Origin of the sequence: Bacillus sp. JJ783 (assembly GCF_036963225.1) — a bacterium.
GTDB lineage: Bacteria > Bacillota > Bacilli > Bacillales > Bacillaceae_G > Bacillus_A > Bacillus_A cereus_U.
The window spans coordinates 25,065-45,302 of sequence record NZ_JBALMG010000039.1 but is presented as its reverse complement, the minus strand read 5'-3'; the positions used below and the strand labels follow the sequence as shown (position 1 = coordinate 45,302).

The following is a 20,238-nucleotide window of genomic DNA, read 5'->3' as shown; positions in this document are numbered from 1 at the left end:
GGCAACGGTTCTGATGGCAATCGAGTTAAGGGCGATAGCAGTTCGCAAGATGGCAAAGGCTCTCAAGAGGGCAATCGAGTTAAAGGTGATAGCAGTTCACAAGGTGGTAACGTAAAAGATAATGCGACAAAACAAGGTGATAAGTTACCTACTACTGCAGCGCATTATCCTGCATCTATTTTAATGGGACTTTCAACATTCCTAATTGGTATGTTATTGTTTATTCGCCGTAAAAATGCAAAATAAAGACCAACATCCTTCCATCTAAAAAATACATGAAACCAATATAAAACTAAAAAGGACTTTGGATTGCAGTTTATTATGCAACCCAAAGTCCTTTTGGCATCTATCAGAAAGAGTATTAATATGCTTTTCCCCAATAGACCATGTGCTTTGCTTCTTTACTACAGCAAATACATTCGTCAGCTAAATGTTCTTGTTCAAAAGGCATACAGCGTGAAGATACTCCAACTTCTTCTTTTAGTTTCTCTTCACAAGCTAGTTCTCCACACCACATCGCCTTAATAAACCCCTGCTTTTCATCAGCTGCTTTTTTCATCTCTTCGAAATTCGTCACACTATACGTATTCTCATCGCGAAATACTTTTGCTTTATTAAATAAAGAATGATGAATTTCCTCAAGTAATGATGGAATACGTTCTTCTAATTGATCCATTGCTATAAACTCTTTTTCTTTCGTATCTCGCCTTACAAGTACAACTTGATTCTTTTCAATGTCCTTTGGACCAACTTCTAATCTAATTGGAACACCCTTCATTTCATACTCATTAAATTTCCAGCCAGGTGTTTTATTACTAGCATCTATTTTTACTCGCGCAACCTTTTGAATACGCCCTTGTAACTCTATTGCTTTTTCTAAAACTCCTTCTTTATGCTGAGCAATAGGTACGATAACAACTTGTAATGGTGCGACTTTTGGCGGCATTACAAGTCCGTTATTATCGCTATGAACCATAATAAGTCCACCTATCATTCTTGTCGATACACCCCAAGATGTTTGATGTACGTATTGCCATTTACCATTACGATCTAAAAACTTAATATCAAATGCTTCTGAGAAGTTCGTTCCAAAGTTATGAGATGTTCCTGTTTGAAGTGCTTTTCCATCATGCATTAAACTTTCAATCGTATAAGTTGCCTTCGCTCCTGCAAACTTTTCTTTTTCTGTTTTTTGCCCTTTAATAACCGGAATCGCTAAATACTCTTCACAAAAGGCAGCATATAAATTTAAAATATTTAATGTTTCAATTTGAGATTCTTCTGCCGTTTCATGAATCGTATGACCTTCTTGCCATAAAAATTCAGTTGTACGAAGGAATGGTCTCGTCGTCTTCTCCCAACGAACTACTGAACACCACTGGTTATATAACTTTGGTAAATCATTATATGATTGAACAATTTTTGAAAAATGCTCACAAAATAAAGTTTCAGATGTAGGGCGTATACAAAGTCTTTCCGCCAATTTCTCATCCCCGCCATGAGTAACCCATGCTACTTCAGGAGCAAATCCTTCAACATGATCTTTCTCTTTTTGTAATAAACTCTCTGGAATAAACATTGGCATGTACACATTTTCATGACCAGATTCTTTTAATTTTTCATCCATCACTTTCTGCATATTTTCCCATAATGCATAACCGTATGGACGTAAAATCATACAACCTTTCACACTTGAATAATCAACAAGCTCCGCTTTTTTTACAATATCGGTATACCACTGAGCAAAGTCTTCTTCCATCTTCGTAATGGCTTGTACTTGTTCTTTTACCATAGTCATTCTTCCTCCTTTAGAAAATAGAAAAAGCCCGCGTCCCCAAATAGGGACCGAGCTTTGTCGGCGTTACCACCCTGATTCATACACAAAAAAATTGAGTATGCTCTCTTTTTGATAACGGGAATTTCCCGCTGCATATGCAGAACTCAAAGGTAGGTTCCATATCGTCTTTTAAGAATCTTCCAGCCAAAAGGATTCTCTCTCTGCAAAAAGGTAAGACATGTACTATTCCTTTTTCATCGTTATAACGAAATAAATTTGTTGAATATCATAATATAAATTCCACTCCAAAACAAGAGTGAATTTTCTTTTTTTTATACATTCTTTTCAATTCTTACTGTTTTATACATAACTTTTCCGAACTATTTTTACAAGTTGATGAGCAACCATACCAATAAGTGTACCAATTAAAACGAAGAAACAAATAAATCCATATCCCATTCCTTCCCATCCACCAATAGCAATCATTGTTACAGGAAAGAAAGCTAAACAAAGAAGTACTAAACTAAGTGCAAATATAATATCAAACTGTTTGTTTGGAAAACGTTTCTTTAGTAAATATGACATAAAAAATACAAGGAGAATCGTGACTCCACCAATGATGTAAAAGATACCAAATCCATCTAACCAATCCACAGTATTCCCTCCTTCCATTCATTCCCTTATACTTATTATATGTTTAATTTTTCTGAAAATAAACAATAGAATTTTATTCAAAAATATATTTTTATTACCAGGTATTAATAGTAATATATAAGAATAGGTTTTATATAATCAGGAGGGAAACTTTATGGATAAAGCATTAACAAATCACGTCATTATTTTATCTTTCGACTGCTTATCAGCTTTAGATTTTCCTATATTACAAAAACTACCTAATTTCCAAACTTTAATAAAAAAGGGCGCGATTGCGAAAAAAGTGGAGCCAATTTATCCTTCTGTAACATATCCAAGCCACTCAACAATCGTAACCGGTAATTATCCTAATAAGCATGGCGTTGTCAGCAATACATTACTTCAACCAGGACGTGAGTCACCAGATTGGCATTGGTATCGAAAGTCCATTAAAGGAACAACTTTATATGATGAAGCACGCAAAGCAAATTTAACGACAGCAGCCCTTCTATGGCCTGTTACTGGAAGAGCAAATATCGATTACAATTTACCAGAAATTTTTCCAAATAGACCGTGGCAAAATCAAATTTTAGTTTCATTATTTAGCGGTAGCCCGCTATATCAATTAGATTTAAATCGTCGTTTCGGCCATATACGAAATGGATTATCACAGCCTGAACTTGATGATTTCGTCCTTGCTTCTGCCGTACATACAATCCATACGAAAAAGCCTAATGTTATGTTTGTACATTTTACTGATTTAGACACTCAAAGACATTACCATGGCTTCGAGTCCGAGGAAACAGTAGCTGCAATCCATAGACACGACGAACGCCTTGGAAAAATTATTCATGCATTAAAAGAAAGCGGGATATACGAAGAGAGTACAATTATTGCACTTGGCGATCATAGCGCTTTAAGTGAAAACAAAGCAATCCAACTAAATGTCCTATTCCGTCAAAAAGGACTTATATCCGTAAACAAAAGTGGAAAGTTACTAGATTGGAAAGCTTATTGCCAAAGCTGTGATGGATCTGCCTACGTACATGTAAGAGATAAAAATGATACTGAAACGATTAAAGAGATTCAACTTCTTCTTGAAGGGCTTCTTCAGGATAAACAAAATGGAATTGAATTTATTCTGCACGATGAAGATGCAAAAGAACGTGGTGCTGATGGTAATTGCTTATTTATGCTAGAAGCCATGGAAGGTTATTACTTCATTGAAAGTTATACAGGTGATTTCATAAAAGAAATTACTAAAAAAGATGTTACTTCTAGTAAGAAATATACATTTGGAACACACGGATATTCCCCAACAAAACCTAACTATGAAACAATTTTTATGGCTGCTGGGAAAGGCATTCAAAGTGGCGTTACAATCCCGTATATGAGACTGATTGATGAAGGTCCCACTATCGCTAGGTTACTCGGTTTGCACTTAGGTGAAACAGACGGAGCAATTGTAGAGGATTTACTTCAATTGTAAAGAACTGTGTATATATGTAAAAGTTATGTAAAAATCATCACTGTTTCTCTTTTTACAATTTTTATTTTTGTACACTGTTAGTAGAACAAATTTAAGGGGGAACATTATATGAAAAAAATGTCCAGACAAGAAAAAAGCTGGATATTATATGATTGGGCAAACTCGGTATATTCGCTCGTCATTACAACTGCACTATTTCCAATTTACTTTAAAGCAGCTGCAAAAGAAGCTGGATTATCTGGTGCAACTTCAACAGCCTATTGGGGATATGCAAACTCGTTCGCTACACTTTTAATTTCTATACTCGCTCCTATTCTCGGCACAGTTGCTGATTATAAAGGATTTAAAAAACGATTTTTCACATTCTTCTTTGGGCTTGGTATTATATTTACAAGTATGCTAGCAGTTGTTCCAACATCCCAGTGGTACTTATTACTAGGATGCTATATGCTCTCATTAGTCGGCTTTGCTGGAGCAAATATTTTTTATGATGCATTTTTAATAGATGTTACATCTAAAGATAGAATGGACCGAATTTCTACAAGAGGCTTTGCATTGGGTTATATTGGGAGCACAATTCCTTTTATCGGTTGTATTGCTCTTATTATTCTTGCTCAAAAAGGAACTATCCCCTTATCAGTCGGCATTGCTAGTCAAATTTCTTTCGCAATAACAGCTCTTTGGTGGGGGTTATTTACAATTCCAATGCTAAAAAACGTAGAGCAAACACATTATATTGAACGTCATCCAAGACCAATTGCAATGAGCTTCAAGCGTCTTGCTGATACTTTTAAAAATATTAAAGAATATAAAACTGTATTTATGTTCCTAATAGCTTACTTTTTCTACATTGACGGGGTAGATACAATTATCACTATGTCTACTGCTTACGGAACAGATCTCGGTATTAGTGCAACTAATCTATTAATCATCTTATTTGTAACACAAATTGTCGCTTGTCCCTTCGCTTTATTATATGGAAAACTATCGGAAACATTTACCGGTAAAAAAATGCTATATGTCGGTATTATTATTTATATCATTATCTGCACATATGCTTATTTCTTAAAAACGACACTAGATTTCTGGATTTTAGCAATGCTGGTTGCTACTTCTCAGGGCGGGATTCAAGCACTTAGCCGTTCTTATTTCGCAAAACTAGTGCCGAAAGAATCTGCAAATGAATTCTTCGGATTTTATAATATCTTTGGTAAATTCGCGGCAATTATGGGTCCAGTATTAGTAGGTGTCACAACACAATTAACAGGAAAAACGAACGCTGGTGTCCTTAGTATTATCGTCCTATTTATTATCGGTGGATTCTTATTAACTAGAGTACCTGAAAATGATACGTCCGTTACACCACCTAATCCGAAAACTAAAACAATATAAGAAAAAGATCCTCTTCAAACGCGAAGAGGATCTTTCCCTTTATTTTTAACGATAACGTTGTACAATTAAAGACTCTACAGCTTGTACAAAAATAGTTTATCGACAGTTGTTCCTAATACTTCTGCTAACCGGAATGCTAGCGCTAAGCTTGGATCATACTTATTATTCTCAATTGCATTTATCGTCTGTCTTGATACGTTACACTTATCAGCTAATGCACCTTGTGAAATATTATTTTCAGTGCGTAATTCATAGATTTGATTTTTCACACCGTTTCTCCTAACCTGTAAAATTATTTTTACAACATCAGTATATAGTTGGTACATTTCATTGTCAAAAGATTTCCATAGAAAAAGGAAGCAAACATGCTCCCTCACGATACTTATTTCGAAATTAAAGAATTGTTTAACTCCTTTTGATTTGCGTCTTCTTCTTTATTTATAATATTTCCACTTATCTTCATGCGTAAAACTGGCACAATCGCTAATAAAATAAATGACATCGCTATACAAAATACAATAACTAGTGAAGTCATTTCCTTCAATCCCCCAGCTAGTGAAGTTCCAATTAGCATTGCACCCATAAACAGTGGTAAAATTGTCCCATTTACCCTTCCAATCATATTTTCTGGTACAAGTTGAATCATAAGCGTACCGACAACGATATTGATACAGGCTAAACAAATACCTGTTCCAAATCGCATCAAACTAGTAACCCAAAATGATGTAGACAACCCTTCGACTAAAAATGAGATTGCTAATATACTCATACCAAATACAAACATCTTTTTCGGATTTACTTTTGAAGCGAAAACTGCAGCAACAATACCACCGATTAGCATACCTATTCCATCCGCTGCTGCTAAATATTGAACAGCTTCTTTTTCCATGCCTAAACGTTCGATTACAAGGAATACTTCTAATGGGTTCGTTAATCCGACTGCTAAACCAATAATAGTAAAAGTAATTGTAATCATACGTAAATTTCGCGTGTGAAGAACGTATTTCCATCCTTCTTTTATATCATTTTTTAATGAACCTCTCACTGCTTGCTCTTGTTCAACCCATTTTGGTAAAAACGAAAGGACAATAGCCGATAACAAAAATAAAATGATCAAGCTATATAGTGACGTAAATAAACCAAGTTGTGTATACACAATTGACCCTACAACTGGTCCGAAAATCATAAATAACGACTGTAACGTTTGGTTAAATGCAATAGCACTCGCTACCTGTTCTTCTTTTACATAACGCTTAAATATACGTGAAGATGAAGGTTGAGAAAACTGACCTACAATTGCGGAAACGAGTGTTGCGAAAAATATAGCCTGCCAATAATCAAGCTTTAACAATAAAACAATTCCTATAATAGATAGTACGCTTAATACATCTCCAGCAACCATCGTTCTCTTCGGATTCCAGCGATCTGCTAACGCACCACCGATGAATGAAAAAATAAAAATTGGTGCATATTCCATAACCGACAATAAAGAAACTGAAACCGGATCATTATTCGTTCGCTCCATAATAAAATACAAAAGAGCCATATTTCTGATCCAAATTGCAAATTGTTGTAAAATATCAGATGCCATAACGAGCATAAATGCTCGGTTTTTAAATAGAGCCTTCATCCTCATTCCCCCTTTTATAAACCGACCGTTCAGTCTAATTTTTTTGTGAGAAAAGCCGCTGACTTATTATTCAGCTGCCATCCCTTTTAACAATACATCTATTGCCTTTTTATAAATTCGTTTTAGCTCTTGGTAATCTAACTCATAGTAAAGTACTCCAAGCCCTGATAATAACCCATTCACAATATACATGAGATCGCGAGTATTATCTTCACGGAACTCTCCAGACTTTATGCCTGTTTCAATTAATTTCTCAAAAATCATATACGATTCTCTAGTTAGAGCTAACATTTCATCTAAAATCTCTTTACTTACAACTTGGCTCATAGAAAATTCTTCTATTGCACTAGAAATAGGTTGCTGTATATCCTCTACATAATATTCTGCGAGACCATATAATTTCTCAATATTAGTAACATACAACTTCTCTTTTTCATTCCATTTCTCAAGCCAATCATACGTATGCTGTTTCACTACAAATAAAAATAATTCTTCTTTACTTTTAAAGTGATAATAAATACTTCCTTTACTTCGCCCTGTAACTTCACAAATATCTTCCATAGATGTAGCTGCATAACCTTTTTGTGAAAACAGACTTTCTGCTTTATATGCAATTTCTTTCTTTATCTCTTCTGCACTTCTTCTCATATTCACACCTCACTAAACCGACCGTTCAGTCTAATAATAACAAATGAAAAACCTCTATCGCAAGAGGCTATATCCCTTATTTAAGAAAATGTATTTTCAAACCAAACTCAACTGAAATGTATTGCTCCAAATTCAAGCCCGGTTTTAACAAGAAATACACCTCCAACAACTAATATGAATAATGCCACTTTCCCTTTGTTTTTTACTTTCGATTCCCTTCCCCTCATTACGTTTATAAAATTTAAACAAACGTTTGTTTAACTGTTTTTAAGCACATGTAAGCCAACTAATCAAACGTTTGTTTAACAAGAAATACGCCCATATAAGGCGTATTCTCATCAATCTCCGCCACCACCGCAGCTACCTCCACTATCTCCGCCAAAAGATCCTCCGCAATCATGCGAGCCACCATCATGTGAACTATCACTATCAGATCCAGCAAAGGAAAATAATGGTGATGAGCTGTTAGACGTACTATGTGTATTACTCTTTTTAGTAAGATTTACTCTTCGTTTATTTGATCTAACTGATGCTGCAATCATCCAAATTAAAACACAAAATAGTAATGCCGCTATAACAAACCCCATATAAAAACCTCCCTTATTTTTCCAACAATTGAAGTACTCTCTCAATATTTTCAAGTGAAATAAAGCGCGATTCACGAAGAATTTCTTTCCCATTATAAAATAATAAAACTGTCGGCCCTGTAAGTACTGAATACCGCCCTGCAATCTCTTGCATGTCTTGTAGTAATATCTCTACTTTCTCTACGTGATCATAATTCTCTAATACGTAATTTACTTTCCTTAACATGACATCACAAACACCACAATTTTCCGTTTTAATAAACAGGAGTACTAATTGTTGTTCTTCAATATATGTCGCTAATTCTTCTATCGTTTCAAATTTACTCATCTTATCCCTCTTCACGTAATTTACGAAATGCTGAACTATCTTTAACCTTTCTCTTTTCCATTACCTGCTGAAAGCGCAGCGTTTTTACCGTTAACTCTTCTTGTAATTTTTTCTCTCTGCCTCATCATAACAGCAAGCGATTAAATCCTCTATTTTCAATATATCTTTTTGTATTTCCATTTCTAGTGGCATCCTTCCTGCATTTTTCAAGATTTTATAACTCATTCTTAATTCTGGAGGTACCATTGAAAAATCTTCTAATTGTAGTGGTTTTTCTTTTCCCGGAATACTATCAAGATCACCATTCCGTATTGCTTGACGAATTTTTTCCTCAGCAATGTTCAAAAACACATCCACACCATCCACTACTTTACATATTTTTACTATTATTTTACATGAAATTTCATCATCCTGCTACGTCATTCAAGATTGACTTCATACAATTTTTCCAAGTTTCACTTTATTTAAACGATAATCGAACACAAATTTTGCACGTTAAAATTTGTAGTAAAACAAATAATCATTATGAAATTACTAATGCATAAAAAAACGGCGATATCCCTTCTCCTAAATCGATGACGAAGGCACAAAAACCCCCGCCACACTTTTAATTTTGCGAAAAATCGGAAATGGATATTATAATAACCTATTATAATTATATTAAGTTTCCAATATGGAGTTTATGTGAAGTTCATCTGAATTTTACATGAATTCCCTTTAAGTTCTATTGTCTTCCCATACTAATCACATTATCCTTTACATATAGGAATCATTTCCATTCTATTTCAAACTATCTATATATATAAAAAAAGATAGTAGCCTATTAGGGAAATGCATCTAGTATTATTATAAATATAACCAAAGAAAAAGCATTAGCTCATAAGAGCTAATGCCTTTTCTTGATTCATGCTGTTAAACGTTCCATTCTTCGATATTCCATATTTTCGTTATCCATGCTTCATAGAAAGATGGCTCATGTGAAACAATTAAAACCGTACCTTTATATTGTTTTAACGATTCCTGTAAAGCCGTCTTAGTCTCTGTATCCAAATGGTTAGTTGGTTCATCTAAAATTAAAACATTGCTTTTAGTTACGATAAGTTCGCATAATCGTACTTTTGTTTGTTCTCCTCCACTTAATAACTGAATAGGTTTTAATACATGTTCTTCTTTCAATCCGCACTTTGCTAATACTTGTCGGATTTCTTTTCTTGTCATGTCTGGTCTTCCTGCCCATACTCTCTCTAGTGCAGTTATTTCTGAGGAAAATTCCTCTTGTGCAAAATAAGCGGGTTTTACTCTTTCCCCAACAGAAACTGAACCGCTTAACGGTTTTATTTGTCCTAGTAATGTTTTTAACATTGTTGTTTTTCCAATCCCATTATGACCAATAATTGCAATCTTTTCCCCTTTTTTCACTTGAAAATCCAATTCTGGAAATAACGGTTCACCATAACCAATTTTTAGTTTCTCTACCTGTAATATACGACTCACTGGCTCAGTATAAACATTAAAATCAAAACGAGCACGAGATACATCGTTAACCTTTTCAACCTTTTGCATTTTCTCTAATACTTTTTCACGACTTTTCGCTTGTTTCGCTTTACGAATTTTATTTTTTTGAATAAAACTCTCTAAATGTGCAATTTCCTTTTGCTGTTTCGTATATGCTGCTTGTAATTGTTTCTTTTGCAGTTCATAATTACGCAGAAAACTCTTATAATCACCTACATAGCGATTAATTGCACGCTCCTCTAGATGATAAATAACATTCGTAATATTGTTCAAAAATATTTCATCATGCGAAATGATAATATAAGCTTTTTCATACATTCGTAAATATGATTGCAACCATTCTATATGTGCCGTATCTAAATAGTTAGTTGGCTCATCTAATAATAAAACATCCGCTTTTTCTAAAAGGAGTTTCCCAAGTAACAACTTTGTCCGCTGACCACCACTTAACTTTGAAACATCCTTTTCCAATCCTATTTCAAACAAGCCTAAGCCGGTTGCTACTTCCTCAATTTTTGTATGAATTTGATAAAAATTAGAATTCTCCAATATAGTTTGTAACTCTCCATACCTTACTAACAATTTTCCTACTTCTCCTGCTCCAGCCATCTCTTCTGTAAGTTTTAACATGTCACGTTCCAACTCATACAGGTTAGAAAACGCACTTTGCAAGTATTCTTCAATTGTTATGCCTTCTTGTAAATCTATATGCTGTTGTAAAAAGCCAATCTTCACATGTGGAAACCATTCAATGTTTCCATCATCATGTATAAGTTCTCCTGTTAATAAGCGTAATAATGTGGATTTTCCAATTCCATTTTTCCCTACTAGCCCAACATGTTCGCCCTTTAATAATCGAAAGCACGCATTATATAAAATGGTTTTCTCACCATATGAATGACTTACATTTTCTACTGTTAATATACTCATTTTTTTCTCTCCTTTTCTTATGATCCATAAGCTAAATAGAGAGAACAACAGTATAAAGCCTTATTTAGTTATACATATAAAAATGGGTAAGGTGAATACACCTTACCCATTACATATTATCGTAAGAAAGGATTAAGGTTCTTTACCTGCTGTCTTCAATTTAGCTTAATCTTTAAAAATGGGCAGACTTCTCCCGTATCAAGCTAAAACCATTTGAAGAACAGTTGATAAAGTCATTTTATCCTTTCACTCCTTTAACATTTGTTATATTAAGAGTATAAACCACTCTGTTATATTCTATTCTCTACTTTTTCTTTTGTTCCTTCTTCCAATTTATCTGATTGTTAATGAATCCACTATTTCCCCTATAGATTTCATCTTTTTCCTCCTATATAAAAAAGCCTCTTAACAGCAATTATACCAAAAACTGTTAAAAGACTTTTTCTATTTTTTCATATAAGGAGCTAATACTCTTAAAATTTCTTCCTTATCCTTCTTTAACTCAAGAGATGTTAACATATCCATCGTTCGCGGCCTAAGTAATTTCACTTGTACCTCTCCAACAATCGCTGCCGGTCTTTGAGATAAAATAAATACGCGATCAGAAAGCAAAATTGCTTCATCTAAGTCATGTGTAACCATAACAATTGTCTGCTTTTCTTGATGCCAAGAATTTAAAAGCCAACTATGTACTTCCATTTTTGTAAATGCATCTAATTTTCCAAAAGGCTCATCAAGCAGCATAATTGGCTTTTCACATAAATATGTGCGAAGGAAACTAATTCTTTGACGCATTCCACCTGATAACTCATCTGGATAATGGTCTGCATATTCATCTAGCTCAAACTGTTTTAATGCTTCCATTCCTTCTGTCAGCCTTTGTTTTTTAGGCTTTCCTTCGATTTCCAATGGAAGAACTATATTTTGCAAAGCCGATCGCCACGGTAGTAATAAATCTTGTTGCGGCATATAACTAACAACATCTTGTTTTTTTACATACTCCGCGTTATAAAACACTTCTCCGCTCGTTGGCTCTTCAACACTCGCAATCATATTTAACAATGTACTTTTTCCACAACCACTCGGACCTACAAAAGAGACAAACTCTCCCTCTTGTATGGAAGCACTAATATTTGCTAATACATTCTTTCCATCGAAAGCTTTTACAATATCTTTTATTTGTAATCCACTCATTTTTCACTTGGAAGGAATTCATTTGTAAAGGCATCTTTTACATCAATTTTCTTTTTGATAACTTTGTTGTCATATAAGAAATTCATGTAATTTGTCCAAATCTCTTCCTTCTGTACTCCCCACGCTTTTGCATCATCTTGATACTTTGTACTTAACCACTTTTGGCTTTCTTGTACTAATTCTTTATTCACATCTGGAACAGCTTTAATTAAAATATCCGCCGCTTCTTTCGGTTCTTTAATTGCAAAATCATAGCCTTCTGTCGTTGCAGTCATGAACTTTTTCACAAAATCTTTATCTTGCTTCGTATGTTTTTCACTTGTAATAATAACAGGACTATAGAAATCGAGCGCTGGATCTAAGTCTTTCACCATAATTGTATTTAACTCTTTTCCTTGACGCTTCGCTTCAATTCCATCCCATCCGTAATAAATCCATTCAAAGTCTGCATCGCGGCCAATTGATTTGAAGAAGTCTGTTTGTCCAAGAATAATTTTTTCGACTTTATTAAAATCAGCTTGATGTTTATCCATAATTGTCTTTAACGTCGCCTCTTCCGCTGGTCCTCCCCAGCCGCCGTAACGTTTACCTTCAAATTCTTTTGGTGACGTCATATTATCCTTTTTAAGTGATGCAAAAGCTGAAGTATTATGCTGGATAATCGCTCCTACAGATACAACAGGAATACCTTCAACACGAGCTAACGTTACATTTTCTTGTGCACTTATTGCAAAATCAGCTTTTCCTGAAGCTATCATTTGTTCCGCTGTAACATTATCACCTGGTTGAATAATTTCTACATCTAATCCTTGTTTTTTATAATAATCTTTCGTCTTCGCTACGTATAAACCAGTATGGTTTGTATTCGGGAACCAATCTAAAACGACTTTCACTTTCTTTTCTTTGCTTGTATTCTCTTCTTTCTTCGCCGTATTACATCCGGCAACACCAACTGCTAGTAATGCAGCTAACATAATTTTTAAACCTTTTTTCATTTTCTGCCGCCCTTTCTGTATATCCATGGTGCTGTTATTCTTGCCATAAATTCAACAATAAAGTACAAGAATAATGTCACCATGACGATAATCGCTGCAACACCAAATACTCGAGCTGTTAAAAAGGATTTTGTCGCTCTTGTGAGCATAACTCCTAATCCTTCACTCGCACCAAGCCATTCCCCAATAATTGCTCCCATCACACTATATGTAACAGCAATTTTTAAACCTGAGAAAAAGTACGGGAGCACTGCTGGAAATTTTACTTTCTGATAAATTTGCCACTTTGTCGCCTTCATCGTTTGTAACAACTTCAGCATATTTTTATCTACCGTTTGGAAACCTTCTAAAATGCTAAGCGCAATTGGGAAGAAACAAACAAGAATAACAACCATTACTTTTGGCAACATTCCGTATCCAAACCAAATAATAAATAATGGTGCGAGCACAACGATTGGAATTGTTTGCGAAATAACGAGCAACGGATTCATTAAAATCCGAAATAAAGGGATGACATCCATAATGATAGCAATACTCGTCCCAAGTAAAATTGCAAAAAACAACCCAATTATTACTTCCTGTAACGTTTGCACTGTATTCGGTAATAGTAAATCCTTCATTCCAATTAACTCTTGCACAATTGCAGACGGCTTCGGTAAAATCCACGGCTCAATTTTAAATAATGAAACAGATCCTTCCCATATAGCAATGAGAAGGATAAGCCAAATTGTTGTGATTATTTTAGATCGCTTCTGGTTTTGCATATTCATCACGGTACTTCCAAACTTTTTCGTCAATCGTTACGCCCGTACTTGGACGATAGTGAATTTTAATAGAAGTGATCACTTCTTCTGCTCCAGCATCGACGCAAGCTTGTTGCGCGCGTTTAATGACGTCAAGAAGTACATCTAATTCTCCTTCCAACGTTGTTTCCATTGCCCCTACTTCATAACGAACTCCCGACTGTTGTACAACTTCAATTGCTTTATCAACAACGGAATACACATCTTTGTTCTTCGCTTGTGGTACTACTGAAAATGAAATTGTAACTTGTTGTGACATAATAAAATCCCCCTTACAAAATATGGTTTCAAAAAAAGAAAAGGCTTTCCTACCATGTAGGAAAGCCTTGTATACAAGTTATTCTATAATAACTTATGCTACATCACTTTAAAGTAACTCCCTACGCTGGCATTATCCAGATCAGGTTGAGGGTCGATGTATACTTACATCCTCTCAGCCAATTGGCTCCCCGGTTCTTAATTCGTTTTCATTGTAGCATGATTTATTTTATTGAACAAACAAAAGCGTACATATCATTTCATTATTTTTGGAAAATATCTAACTTCTTCTGTCTCTACTTTTATTTCTCCCTCAATTCGAGCTAATCCGTATATCGTTCTCTCATTAAAAGAATCTTGAATTGTTAAATCTGGAAAATCTTCTTTTAATAATGCTAAAGCTCTCAATACTTTTAATGAATGTACACCAATCTTTGAGATTCCTAATACATCAATCCAAGCTTTTGCTATTCTTTCTTCAACTTCATTAGACGGTGTATATTATGTTATTAACTTTTAAATTCTCCTATTAACTCTTGTAACTCCTGTGAAAGCCAACTTAAAGAAGTAGCTAATTCTGCTATATCTTGCACAGACATTTCTTGCTCCTTCATACTCTCTTCAACGTTACTACTACTGTTTGCATATGTATTTGCAATATGAGATAGCTCATTTACAACTTGTACAATATTTTGGCTATTTTGCAGAATATCACTTGAATTGCTAGAAACGGCTCTAACTTGATTTGTAACAGATTGTGCTGATTTTGAAATTTTCTCGAAGAATGAACCGCTACTTTGAACAAGTGTAATTCCAGACTCTACCTCTTTTGAACCTTTCTGCATTGAAACTACAGCATCTTCTGCTTCAGCCTGTGTTTCCCCTATTAATTTAGCTATATCTTTTGCTGATGCTTCTGTTTGTTCTGCTAATTTACGCACTTCATCAGCAACAACGGCAAACCCTCTTCCAGCTGCCCCAGCACGTGAAGCTTCAATGGAAGCATTTAAAGCTAATAAATTCGTTTGATTTGAAATACCTGTAATTACAGTTACAATATCACTTATTTGTTTTGATCTTGTTTCCAACGAATAAATGATAGAAGATAAATCTTGTACTGCTTTTTGAATTGAACTCATTTGATTAATAATTTGTTCAATAACTCCATTACCCTCAACCGAATGTTGCTCCATACCTTCTGAAGTAGTGGCAACTTGTTTGGCAGCCCCTGTTATTTCTTCCATCTTATGTTCCATTTCATGTACAATCCATAAACATTGTTGTACAGAAGTTTCTTGCGACTGAGCACTAGCTCTTAATCCTACAATAGAACCCGCAATCTCTTGAACTGCCATACTATTCTCCTCTGTACTTGCTGACAATTCTTGCGAAGATGAAGAAACCTGTTCTGCCGTCTGCTTCACTTTATCTATAATTCCTTTAAACTTCTCAATTGTATTATTAAAATACGAATTAATAATACCGATATCATCTTGTCTTTCCACTAATTCAATACTTAAATCTCCTTCACCCACTTTACGTAATCCTTCACGTAAATCTTGTAATGGAGCAAGTGAATTACGTACAATCAAGAATTGAATAAAAGTCGCAATTAAAACTGAAATACAAATAAACATTAAACCTTGCATAATAAATTTCTTCTTTGTACTAGGAACAATAGACGCATCTAAATCAGCTGCAACAATTGCAACAATATTTTCTTCTCCATCTGTAATTGGCTCTAATATTGTTACCCATGATCCCAGTTCATCTTCATATATTTCCGTCATTTGTGCTTTTTTCGTGGCCATTACTTTATCGTACGCCTTCATCCAACGAACTGGTTGTTCATAATAGTCTCCTGGTTTTACTTGAACAGCATTCGCTAATTCAGTAGCCAAACCAACTACTTGAAGCTCACCTTTTGCATTTGTTTTTGCTCCAACAACATACGTTTGTCCAACACTTTTCAATTCTTTTGTAACTTCATCTAACTGCTCTGTTAATTTAGCTCTTTTTTCTTTTTGTGCCGTCGGGTTTTTCGCGACATCTCTTACTACTTCTGCCTCTAATTTATGTAATACCGTATCTCCCGTTTCAATAGACTGTCTTTCAAATATAGACATCATACTATTTTGAAACATATTAAAACTTAACGCCCCCATACTACCAACAAGCGTTAAAATAACGAGTACAGTTAACAATACATTCTTTTGAAGAAACGATAGCTTATGCCAATATTTTTTCATTCACATTACCTTCCTTAATTCAGTTAATACAAAATAATAATTTCAAAACACATCCTTTAATTGATAATCATTCTCAAATATAAACCCAAAAAAAGACCAATGAAAAAGCATTGGTCAAAACCAACCCTATCCGTCCGGTAACTGGCTAGCATAGTCGTTTGACCTTAGCCCCTGTAGTTTTGCGTCCTCATGTTTCCATCAGTTTGCCTTTCTCGCTGAACGAGTTGAACGATATGGGAGTTCTATGAGAATTTAAATATTCTCTTTCAAAGAGTACAACATAAAAATTAAAATGTCCACTTATTTAGAGATCTAAATATGAAGTTTTAATGTATTGCTTTTTCGAAATAATTTAACAAAATACGTGAATGTTACATTTCTTGTGTTATATAATAAAAAACGTATATAACACAAGGATTATTCCAGGTATTTATTTAATTTTCATTCAAATTAAACTATTTGGATATATCTTAACTTACGAATTTCGGAGGTAGTTTATCATGTTTTGGCTACAATTTCTTACGTTACTACTCTGTATTTTTATTGGTGCCCGCCTAGGCGGAGTTGGTCTAGGAGTAATGGGTGGCGTTGGTATGGCAATACTTGTTTTCGTCTTCCACTTACAACCTACAGCTCCTCCTATTGATGTCATGCTTATGATTTTAGCAGTAATTACAGCCGCCGGTGCTTTGCAGGCTGCTGGAGGAATGGATTATCTCGTCCACCTTGCTGAGAAAGCATTACGAAAAAATCCAAAGCGCATTACATTTTTTGCTCCTATTGTTACTTATTTATTCACGCTATGCGCAGGAACTGGTCATGTCGCTTATTCTGTACTTCCCGTTATCGCCGAAGTATCTCGTGAATCAGGAATTAGACCTGAACGACCAATGTCAATTGCCGTTATCGCTTCCCAGCAGGCAATTACAGCTAGTCCAATATCGGCTGCAACAGTTGCACTTTTAGCAATGTTAGCCGACTATAAAATCACCTTGTTAGATATTTTAAAAGTCAGTATCCCTTCTACTTTCATCGCTTGTATGGTAGCTGCATTCGTTGCTAGTAAAATGGGAAAAGAATTAAATGAAGACCCTGAATACTTGAAGCGATTAAAAGAGGGAATGATTCCTAAACTTGAAGAGAAAAAAAAATTTGTAGGTTCAAAAGGCGCGAAATTATCAGTTATTCTTTTCCTAGTCGCAACTTTCCTTGTTGTACTTCTCGGTTCATTTGAAACACTTCGTCCAGGATGGATGGTTGATGGGAAATTAGTTCGTCTGTCAATGCCAAACACAATTGAAATGGTCATGTTAACCATTGCTGCTCTTATTATTATTTTCTGTAAACCAAATGTGGAAAGCATTGTAACTGGTAACGTCTTTAAAGCAGGCGCAACAGCAGTTGTTGCTATTTTCGGTATCGCTTGGATGGGAGATACTTTCTTCAACGGAAACTTAAATATAATTCAAGGATCAATTCAACACTTAGTGACAAGTGCACCATGGCTATTTGCTATTGCACTATTCATTCTATCTATTTTACTGTATAGCCAAGCAGCAACAGTTCGTGCTTTAGTGCCACTTGGACTATCACTTGGTATTCCGCCGGCATTACTTATTGCAATGTTCCCTGCAGTAAATGGATACTTCTTCATTCCAAACTATGGAACAATCGTTGCTGCCATTAACTTTGACCGTACTGGTACAACAGGCATCGGTAAATATGTATTAAATCATAGCTTTATGATTCCGGGCCTAATTGCAACATTCACTTCTATCGGAATTGGAATGCTCTTAATTTCAATTATGTTTTAAATTAAAGCACAAACCTACAATTCTAAAGGGTTTGTGCTTTTTTAATCAAACGTTTGTTTAAATAAAGTGAAGCTTTAATCAGTGGGGATTTTGTTCATCCCTCACTGATTATTAGCCCTCACCAATCGGACCTTTACGGGCAGCAGGGCTCCCACAAATAGCAGGATAAACGAAACAACCCATTTTGCGACTCTACAAACTCTTATTTACTTCCTCAGCTAATTTCTTCGTACTTTCATACGCAGATTCTGCTAAGCTAATCGCTGAAATAACTGAAACACCATCCGCACCCGCTTCTATAACAGAAGCAGTATTTTCAATTGTAATCCCACCAATCCCAACGATCGGTATTGTAATCTCTTGTTCCCTAAAATACTTTAGACCTTTCGTTCCTTGAACCGCTTTCGTATCTTTTTTCGTACTCGTCGGGAAAATTGGACCAACTCCTAAATAATCGGCTCCATTTTCAATCGCCCAGCGTGCTTCTTCAATTGTATGTGTAGATACTCCAATAATTTTATCTCCCATTTTTTTACGAACAGATGTAATTCCTTCATCATCTTGTCCAACATGCACGCCATCTGCATCTAACTCGAGGGCTAGTTCCACATCATCATTTACGATGAATGGTACACCGTACTCCTTGCAAAGCGCTTGTAGTTCCTTCGCAAAATCAATAAGTTTCTCTCCCGCTAAAGCCCCTTCTCCCTTTTCACGAAATTGAAAAATTGTTATCCCACCTTCTAGTGCATTTCTCAATACTTGTAGTGGCTCCTTCGTACAATTGTTACTTCCCATAATAAAATATACTCGTAATAACCTAGACATTTCATCCATTGTAATACGCGACATCTAGTTCCCCTCCTTACTGGATAACCTCAATCTTTCCATACTTCTCAATATCATCTGAAGTTGTATTCGCTAACTGATTTAAAAACTCAATTTGAAAACTTCCTGGTCCATTCTCTACTGTTTTCGAAGCCGCTATTTCTGCTGCTACCCCATAGAATATTAATGCGGCTACTGCTGCCTTTACATAATCCTTTTCTACCGCTACAAATGCTCCTATTACAGAAGTTAGTAAACAACCTGTTCCAGTAACTTTCGTTAAAATAGGATGGCCATTTCGAATAAGAATAGTTCGCTCTCCATCTGTAACAACATCTTCTTCTCCAGTAATCACCGAAACTGTATTTAATTCATCCGCTGCCTGTTTTGCAATATTTACAACATTACCATTTCCAGTACCAGCGTCTACACCTTTAATTTCCCATTTCTCATTAATAACATTAGCAATTTCAGCTGCATTTCCACGAATTATCGTTAAATCGATTTCAGCTGGAATATATCTCGCAACTTCTGTTCGATAAGAAGTTGCTCCTGCCCCAACTGGATCAAACAATACTGGTACATCATTCGTATTTGCTGATTTACCAGCAAGTAACATCGCTTCTACCTCTTCAGGACGAAGTGTACCCATATTTAATACAAGGGCTCCTGCAATGCTAGCCATTTCTGCTACTTCTTCTTTTGCATACGCCATTACAGGCGATGCCCCTAATGCTAACAAACCGTTTGCTGTAAAATTCGTTACAACAACATTTGTAATATTATGAACGAGCGGATTAGACTCTCTTACCAAATCCACTACTTTACTAATTTCTTTCATATTCATCCTTTTCATCTCCTAACTATAGTGATGGGAGATACACAAAAAGGCACTTTGCGCGTACGCAAAGTGCCTGAACATGTGCTTTTACACTCTCCCTACGCTGGCATTATCCAACAGGTTCAAATGGTCAATGACGGACTATTAGTCATACTCTCAGTTTGCATCCACAAACCCCCATGTGCTTCTTATTCACTTACTTCAGAGTCTACTCTTATTCTAGTAAAATAACAAGCTCTTTACCTTTCCATATGCAAAATATCATTCAGACTAACATCTTTTACACCAATGAAAATAGACGCAACTGATAAAACAATAAGCGCAATA

At 35.2% G+C, this 20,238-nt stretch carries 20 protein-coding genes, 2 pseudogenes, 3 riboswitches and 1 other annotated feature; of the genes and pseudogenes, 4 read left to right on the top strand and 18 right to left on the bottom strand.

Annotated features, from left to right (window positions below; genetic code table 11):
* Nucleotides 1-246 (top strand): LPXTG cell wall anchor domain-containing protein (locus tag V7038_RS08990; protein ID WP_335469881.1); only part of this gene is annotated, 246 nt, incomplete at its 5' end.
* A gap of 115 nt (nucleotides 247-361) precedes the next feature.
* Here V7038_RS08990 and proS read toward each other — a convergent pair.
* The gene (gene proS, locus V7038_RS08985; RefSeq protein WP_002113688.1) at nucleotides 362-1,792 is read right to left on the bottom strand and encodes a proline--tRNA ligase; all 1,431 of its coding nucleotides are present in this window, start codon (nucleotides 1,790-1,792) and stop codon (nucleotides 362-364) included.
* 45 nt (nucleotides 1,793-1,837) lie between these two features.
* Nucleotides 1,838-2,044 (bottom strand) — a binding site (T-box leader).
* 93 nt (nucleotides 2,045-2,137) lie between these two features.
* A complete protein-coding gene (locus V7038_RS08980) occupies nucleotides 2,138-2,431 on the bottom strand; it encodes a YesK-like family protein (protein ID WP_070127866.1) in 294 nt (97 codons plus the stop codon).
* 154 nt (nucleotides 2,432-2,585) lie between these two features.
* Between V7038_RS08980 and V7038_RS08975 the strand changes: the two genes are divergently transcribed.
* Together V7038_RS08975 and V7038_RS08970 are read left to right on the top strand one after the other, a co-directional pair.
* A complete protein-coding gene (locus V7038_RS08975; RefSeq protein ID WP_002113684.1) occupies nucleotides 2,586-3,899 on the top strand; it encodes an ectonucleotide pyrophosphatase/phosphodiesterase in 1,314 nt (437 codons plus the stop codon).
* Nucleotides 3,900-4,007: 108 nt separating this feature from the next.
* Nucleotides 4,008-5,291 (top strand): MFS transporter, encoded by a 1,284-nt coding sequence (locus V7038_RS08970; RefSeq protein WP_335469878.1) that lies wholly within the window; start codon nucleotides 4,008-4,010, stop codon nucleotides 5,289-5,291.
* Nucleotides 5,292-5,365: 74 nt separating this feature from the next.
* Here V7038_RS08970 and V7038_RS08965 read toward each other — a convergent pair whose 3' ends face one another.
* The 14 genes and pseudogenes from V7038_RS08965 to V7038_RS08900 all read right to left on the bottom strand — a co-directional run bounded on the left by V7038_RS08965 (nucleotide 5,366) and on the right by V7038_RS08900 (nucleotide 16,428).
* Nucleotides 5,366-5,617 (bottom strand): helix-turn-helix transcriptional regulator, encoded by a 252-nt coding sequence (locus tag V7038_RS08965; protein ID WP_078173516.1) that lies wholly within the window; start codon nucleotides 5,615-5,617, stop codon nucleotides 5,366-5,368.
* A gap of 56 nt (nucleotides 5,618-5,673) precedes the next feature.
* A complete protein-coding gene (locus V7038_RS08960; RefSeq protein WP_335469875.1) occupies nucleotides 5,674-6,921 on the bottom strand; it encodes an MFS transporter in 1,248 nt (415 codons plus the stop codon).
* A 66-nt stretch (nucleotides 6,922-6,987) separates the two neighbouring features.
* Nucleotides 6,988-7,569 (bottom strand): TetR/AcrR family transcriptional regulator, encoded by a 582-nt coding sequence (locus V7038_RS08955; RefSeq protein WP_002113677.1) that lies wholly within the window; start codon nucleotides 7,567-7,569, stop codon nucleotides 6,988-6,990.
* Between the two features lie 107 nt (nucleotides 7,570-7,676).
* Nucleotides 7,677-7,796, bottom strand: a complete 120-nt coding sequence (locus V7038_RS08950; protein ID WP_033714286.1) for a hypothetical protein — start codon at nucleotides 7,794-7,796, stop codon at nucleotides 7,677-7,679.
* A gap of 111 nt (nucleotides 7,797-7,907) precedes the next feature.
* Nucleotides 7,908-8,156: a hypothetical protein gene (locus tag V7038_RS08945; RefSeq protein WP_335469871.1), complete on the bottom strand. Its 249-nt coding sequence runs from the start codon at nucleotides 8,154-8,156 to the stop codon at nucleotides 7,908-7,910.
* A gap of 13 nt (nucleotides 8,157-8,169) precedes the next feature.
* Nucleotides 8,170-8,484, bottom strand: a complete 315-nt coding sequence (locus V7038_RS08940; protein WP_002113668.1) for a thioredoxin family protein — start codon at nucleotides 8,482-8,484, stop codon at nucleotides 8,170-8,172.
* Nucleotide 8,485: 1 nt separating this feature from the next.
* Nucleotides 8,486-8,841 (bottom strand): annotated as a pseudogene (locus tag V7038_RS08935) (DnaJ family domain-containing protein).
* 555 nt (nucleotides 8,842-9,396) lie between these two features.
* A complete protein-coding gene (locus tag V7038_RS08930) occupies nucleotides 9,397-10,929 on the bottom strand; it encodes an ABC-F family ATP-binding cassette domain-containing protein (protein ID WP_002113661.1) in 1,533 nt (510 codons plus the stop codon).
* A 444-nt stretch (nucleotides 10,930-11,373) separates the two neighbouring features.
* Entirely contained in the window at nucleotides 11,374-12,123 is a 750-nt protein-coding gene (locus V7038_RS08925) for an ABC transporter ATP-binding protein (protein WP_070138687.1), read from the bottom strand.
* Nucleotides 12,120-13,118, bottom strand: coding sequence for an ABC transporter substrate-binding protein (locus V7038_RS08920; protein WP_002113655.1), 999 nt, complete (start codon nucleotides 13,116-13,118; stop codon nucleotides 12,120-12,122). Before V7038_RS08920 ends, V7038_RS08925 begins: the two co-directional genes overlap by 4 nt.
* The gene (locus V7038_RS08915; protein WP_002113653.1) at nucleotides 13,115-13,888 is read right to left on the bottom strand and encodes an ABC transporter permease; all 774 of its coding nucleotides are present in this window, start codon (nucleotides 13,886-13,888) and stop codon (nucleotides 13,115-13,117) included. Before V7038_RS08915 ends, V7038_RS08920 begins: the two co-directional genes overlap by 4 nt.
* On the bottom strand, nucleotides 13,860-14,180 hold the full coding sequence (locus V7038_RS08910) for an MTH1187 family thiamine-binding protein (protein ID WP_000082898.1): 321 nt from the start codon (nucleotides 14,178-14,180) through the stop codon (nucleotides 13,860-13,862). Before V7038_RS08910 ends, V7038_RS08915 begins: the two co-directional genes overlap by 29 nt.
* Before the next feature lie 101 nt (nucleotides 14,181-14,281).
* Nucleotides 14,282-14,383: riboswitch (TPP riboswitch) on the bottom strand.
* Between the two features lie 78 nt (nucleotides 14,384-14,461).
* A pseudogene (locus tag V7038_RS08905) lies at nucleotides 14,462-14,674 on the bottom strand (hypothetical protein); the annotation flags it as partial.
* A 14-nt stretch (nucleotides 14,675-14,688) separates the two neighbouring features.
* Entirely contained in the window at nucleotides 14,689-16,428 is a 1,740-nt protein-coding gene (locus V7038_RS08900) for a methyl-accepting chemotaxis protein (protein ID WP_016103430.1), read from the bottom strand.
* Nucleotides 16,429-16,561: 133 nt separating this feature from the next.
* A riboswitch (cyclic di-GMP riboswitch) is annotated at nucleotides 16,562-16,646 on the bottom strand.
* 282 nt (nucleotides 16,647-16,928) lie between these two features.
* Here V7038_RS08900 and V7038_RS08895 point away from each other — a divergent pair.
* On the top strand, nucleotides 16,929-18,242 hold the full coding sequence (locus V7038_RS08895) for an anaerobic C4-dicarboxylate transporter family protein (protein WP_070138686.1): 1,314 nt from the start codon (nucleotides 16,929-16,931) through the stop codon (nucleotides 18,240-18,242).
* Nucleotides 18,243-18,434: 192 nt separating this feature from the next.
* Here the strand turns inward: V7038_RS08895 and thiE are convergent, their stop codons facing one another.
* Both thiE and thiM read right to left on the bottom strand, forming a co-directional pair.
* Nucleotides 18,435-19,094: a thiamine phosphate synthase gene (thiE, locus tag V7038_RS08890; RefSeq protein ID WP_070138685.1), complete on the bottom strand. Its 660-nt coding sequence runs from the start codon at nucleotides 19,092-19,094 to the stop codon at nucleotides 18,435-18,437.
* 13 nt (nucleotides 19,095-19,107) lie between these two features.
* Nucleotides 19,108-19,917, bottom strand: a complete 810-nt coding sequence (thiM, locus tag V7038_RS08885; RefSeq protein WP_070138684.1) for a hydroxyethylthiazole kinase — start codon at nucleotides 19,915-19,917, stop codon at nucleotides 19,108-19,110.
* A 72-nt stretch (nucleotides 19,918-19,989) separates the two neighbouring features.
* Nucleotides 19,990-20,102, bottom strand: a riboswitch (TPP riboswitch).
* Nucleotides 20,103-20,238 lie beyond the last annotated feature (136 nt).

Bases quoted from the DNA above. Each gene is read 5' to 3' on its own strand.
- V7038_RS08895 (WP_070138686.1), top strand. From the start codon at position 16,929: ATGTTTTGGCTACAATTTCTTACGTTACTACTCTGTATTTTTATTGGT.
- V7038_RS08940 (WP_002113668.1), bottom strand. From the start codon at position 8,484: ATGAGTAAATTTGAAACGATAGAAGAATTAGCGACATATATTGAAGAA.
- V7038_RS08975 (WP_002113684.1), top strand. From the start codon at position 2,586: ATGGATAAAGCATTAACAAATCACGTCATTATTTTATCTTTCGACTGC.
- V7038_RS08970 (WP_335469878.1), top strand. From the start codon at position 4,008: ATGAAAAAAATGTCCAGACAAGAAAAAAGCTGGATATTATATGATTGG.
- V7038_RS08955 (WP_002113677.1), bottom strand. From the start codon at position 7,569: ATGAGAAGAAGTGCAGAAGAGATAAAGAAAGAAATTGCATATAAAGCA.
- V7038_RS08910 (WP_000082898.1), bottom strand. From the start codon at position 14,180: ATGTCACAACAAGTTACAATTTCATTTTCAGTAGTACCACAAGCGAAG.
- proS (WP_002113688.1), bottom strand. From the start codon at position 1,792: ATGGTAAAAGAACAAGTACAAGCCATTACGAAGATGGAAGAAGACTTT.
- thiM (WP_070138684.1), bottom strand. From the start codon at position 19,917: ATGAATATGAAAGAAATTAGTAAAGTAGTGGATTTGGTAAGAGAGTCT.
- V7038_RS08960 (WP_335469875.1), bottom strand. From the start codon at position 6,921: ATGAAGGCTCTATTTAAAAACCGAGCATTTATGCTCGTTATGGCATCT.
- V7038_RS08920 (WP_002113655.1), bottom strand. From the start codon at position 13,118: ATGAAAAAAGGTTTAAAAATTATGTTAGCTGCATTACTAGCAGTTGGT.
- V7038_RS08930 (WP_002113661.1), bottom strand. From the start codon at position 10,929: ATGAGTATATTAACAGTAGAAAATGTAAGTCATTCATATGGTGAGAAA.
- V7038_RS08945 (WP_335469871.1), bottom strand. From the start codon at position 8,156: ATGGGGTTTGTTATAGCGGCATTACTATTTTGTGTTTTAATTTGGATG.
- V7038_RS08965 (WP_078173516.1), bottom strand. From the start codon at position 5,617: ATGTACCAACTATATACTGATGTTGTAAAAATAATTTTACAGGTTAGG.
- V7038_RS08925 (WP_070138687.1), bottom strand. From the start codon at position 12,123: ATGAGTGGATTACAAATAAAAGATATTGTAAAAGCTTTCGATGGAAAG.
- V7038_RS08915 (WP_002113653.1), bottom strand. From the start codon at position 13,888: ATGAATATGCAAAACCAGAAGCGATCTAAAATAATCACAACAATTTGG.
- V7038_RS08950 (WP_033714286.1), bottom strand. From the start codon at position 7,796: ATGAGGGGAAGGGAATCGAAAGTAAAAAACAAAGGGAAAGTGGCATTA.
- thiE (WP_070138685.1), bottom strand. From the start codon at position 19,094: ATGTCGCGTATTACAATGGATGAAATGTCTAGGTTATTACGAGTATAT.
- V7038_RS08900 (WP_016103430.1), bottom strand. From the start codon at position 16,428: ATGAAAAAATATTGGCATAAGCTATCGTTTCTTCAAAAGAATGTATTG.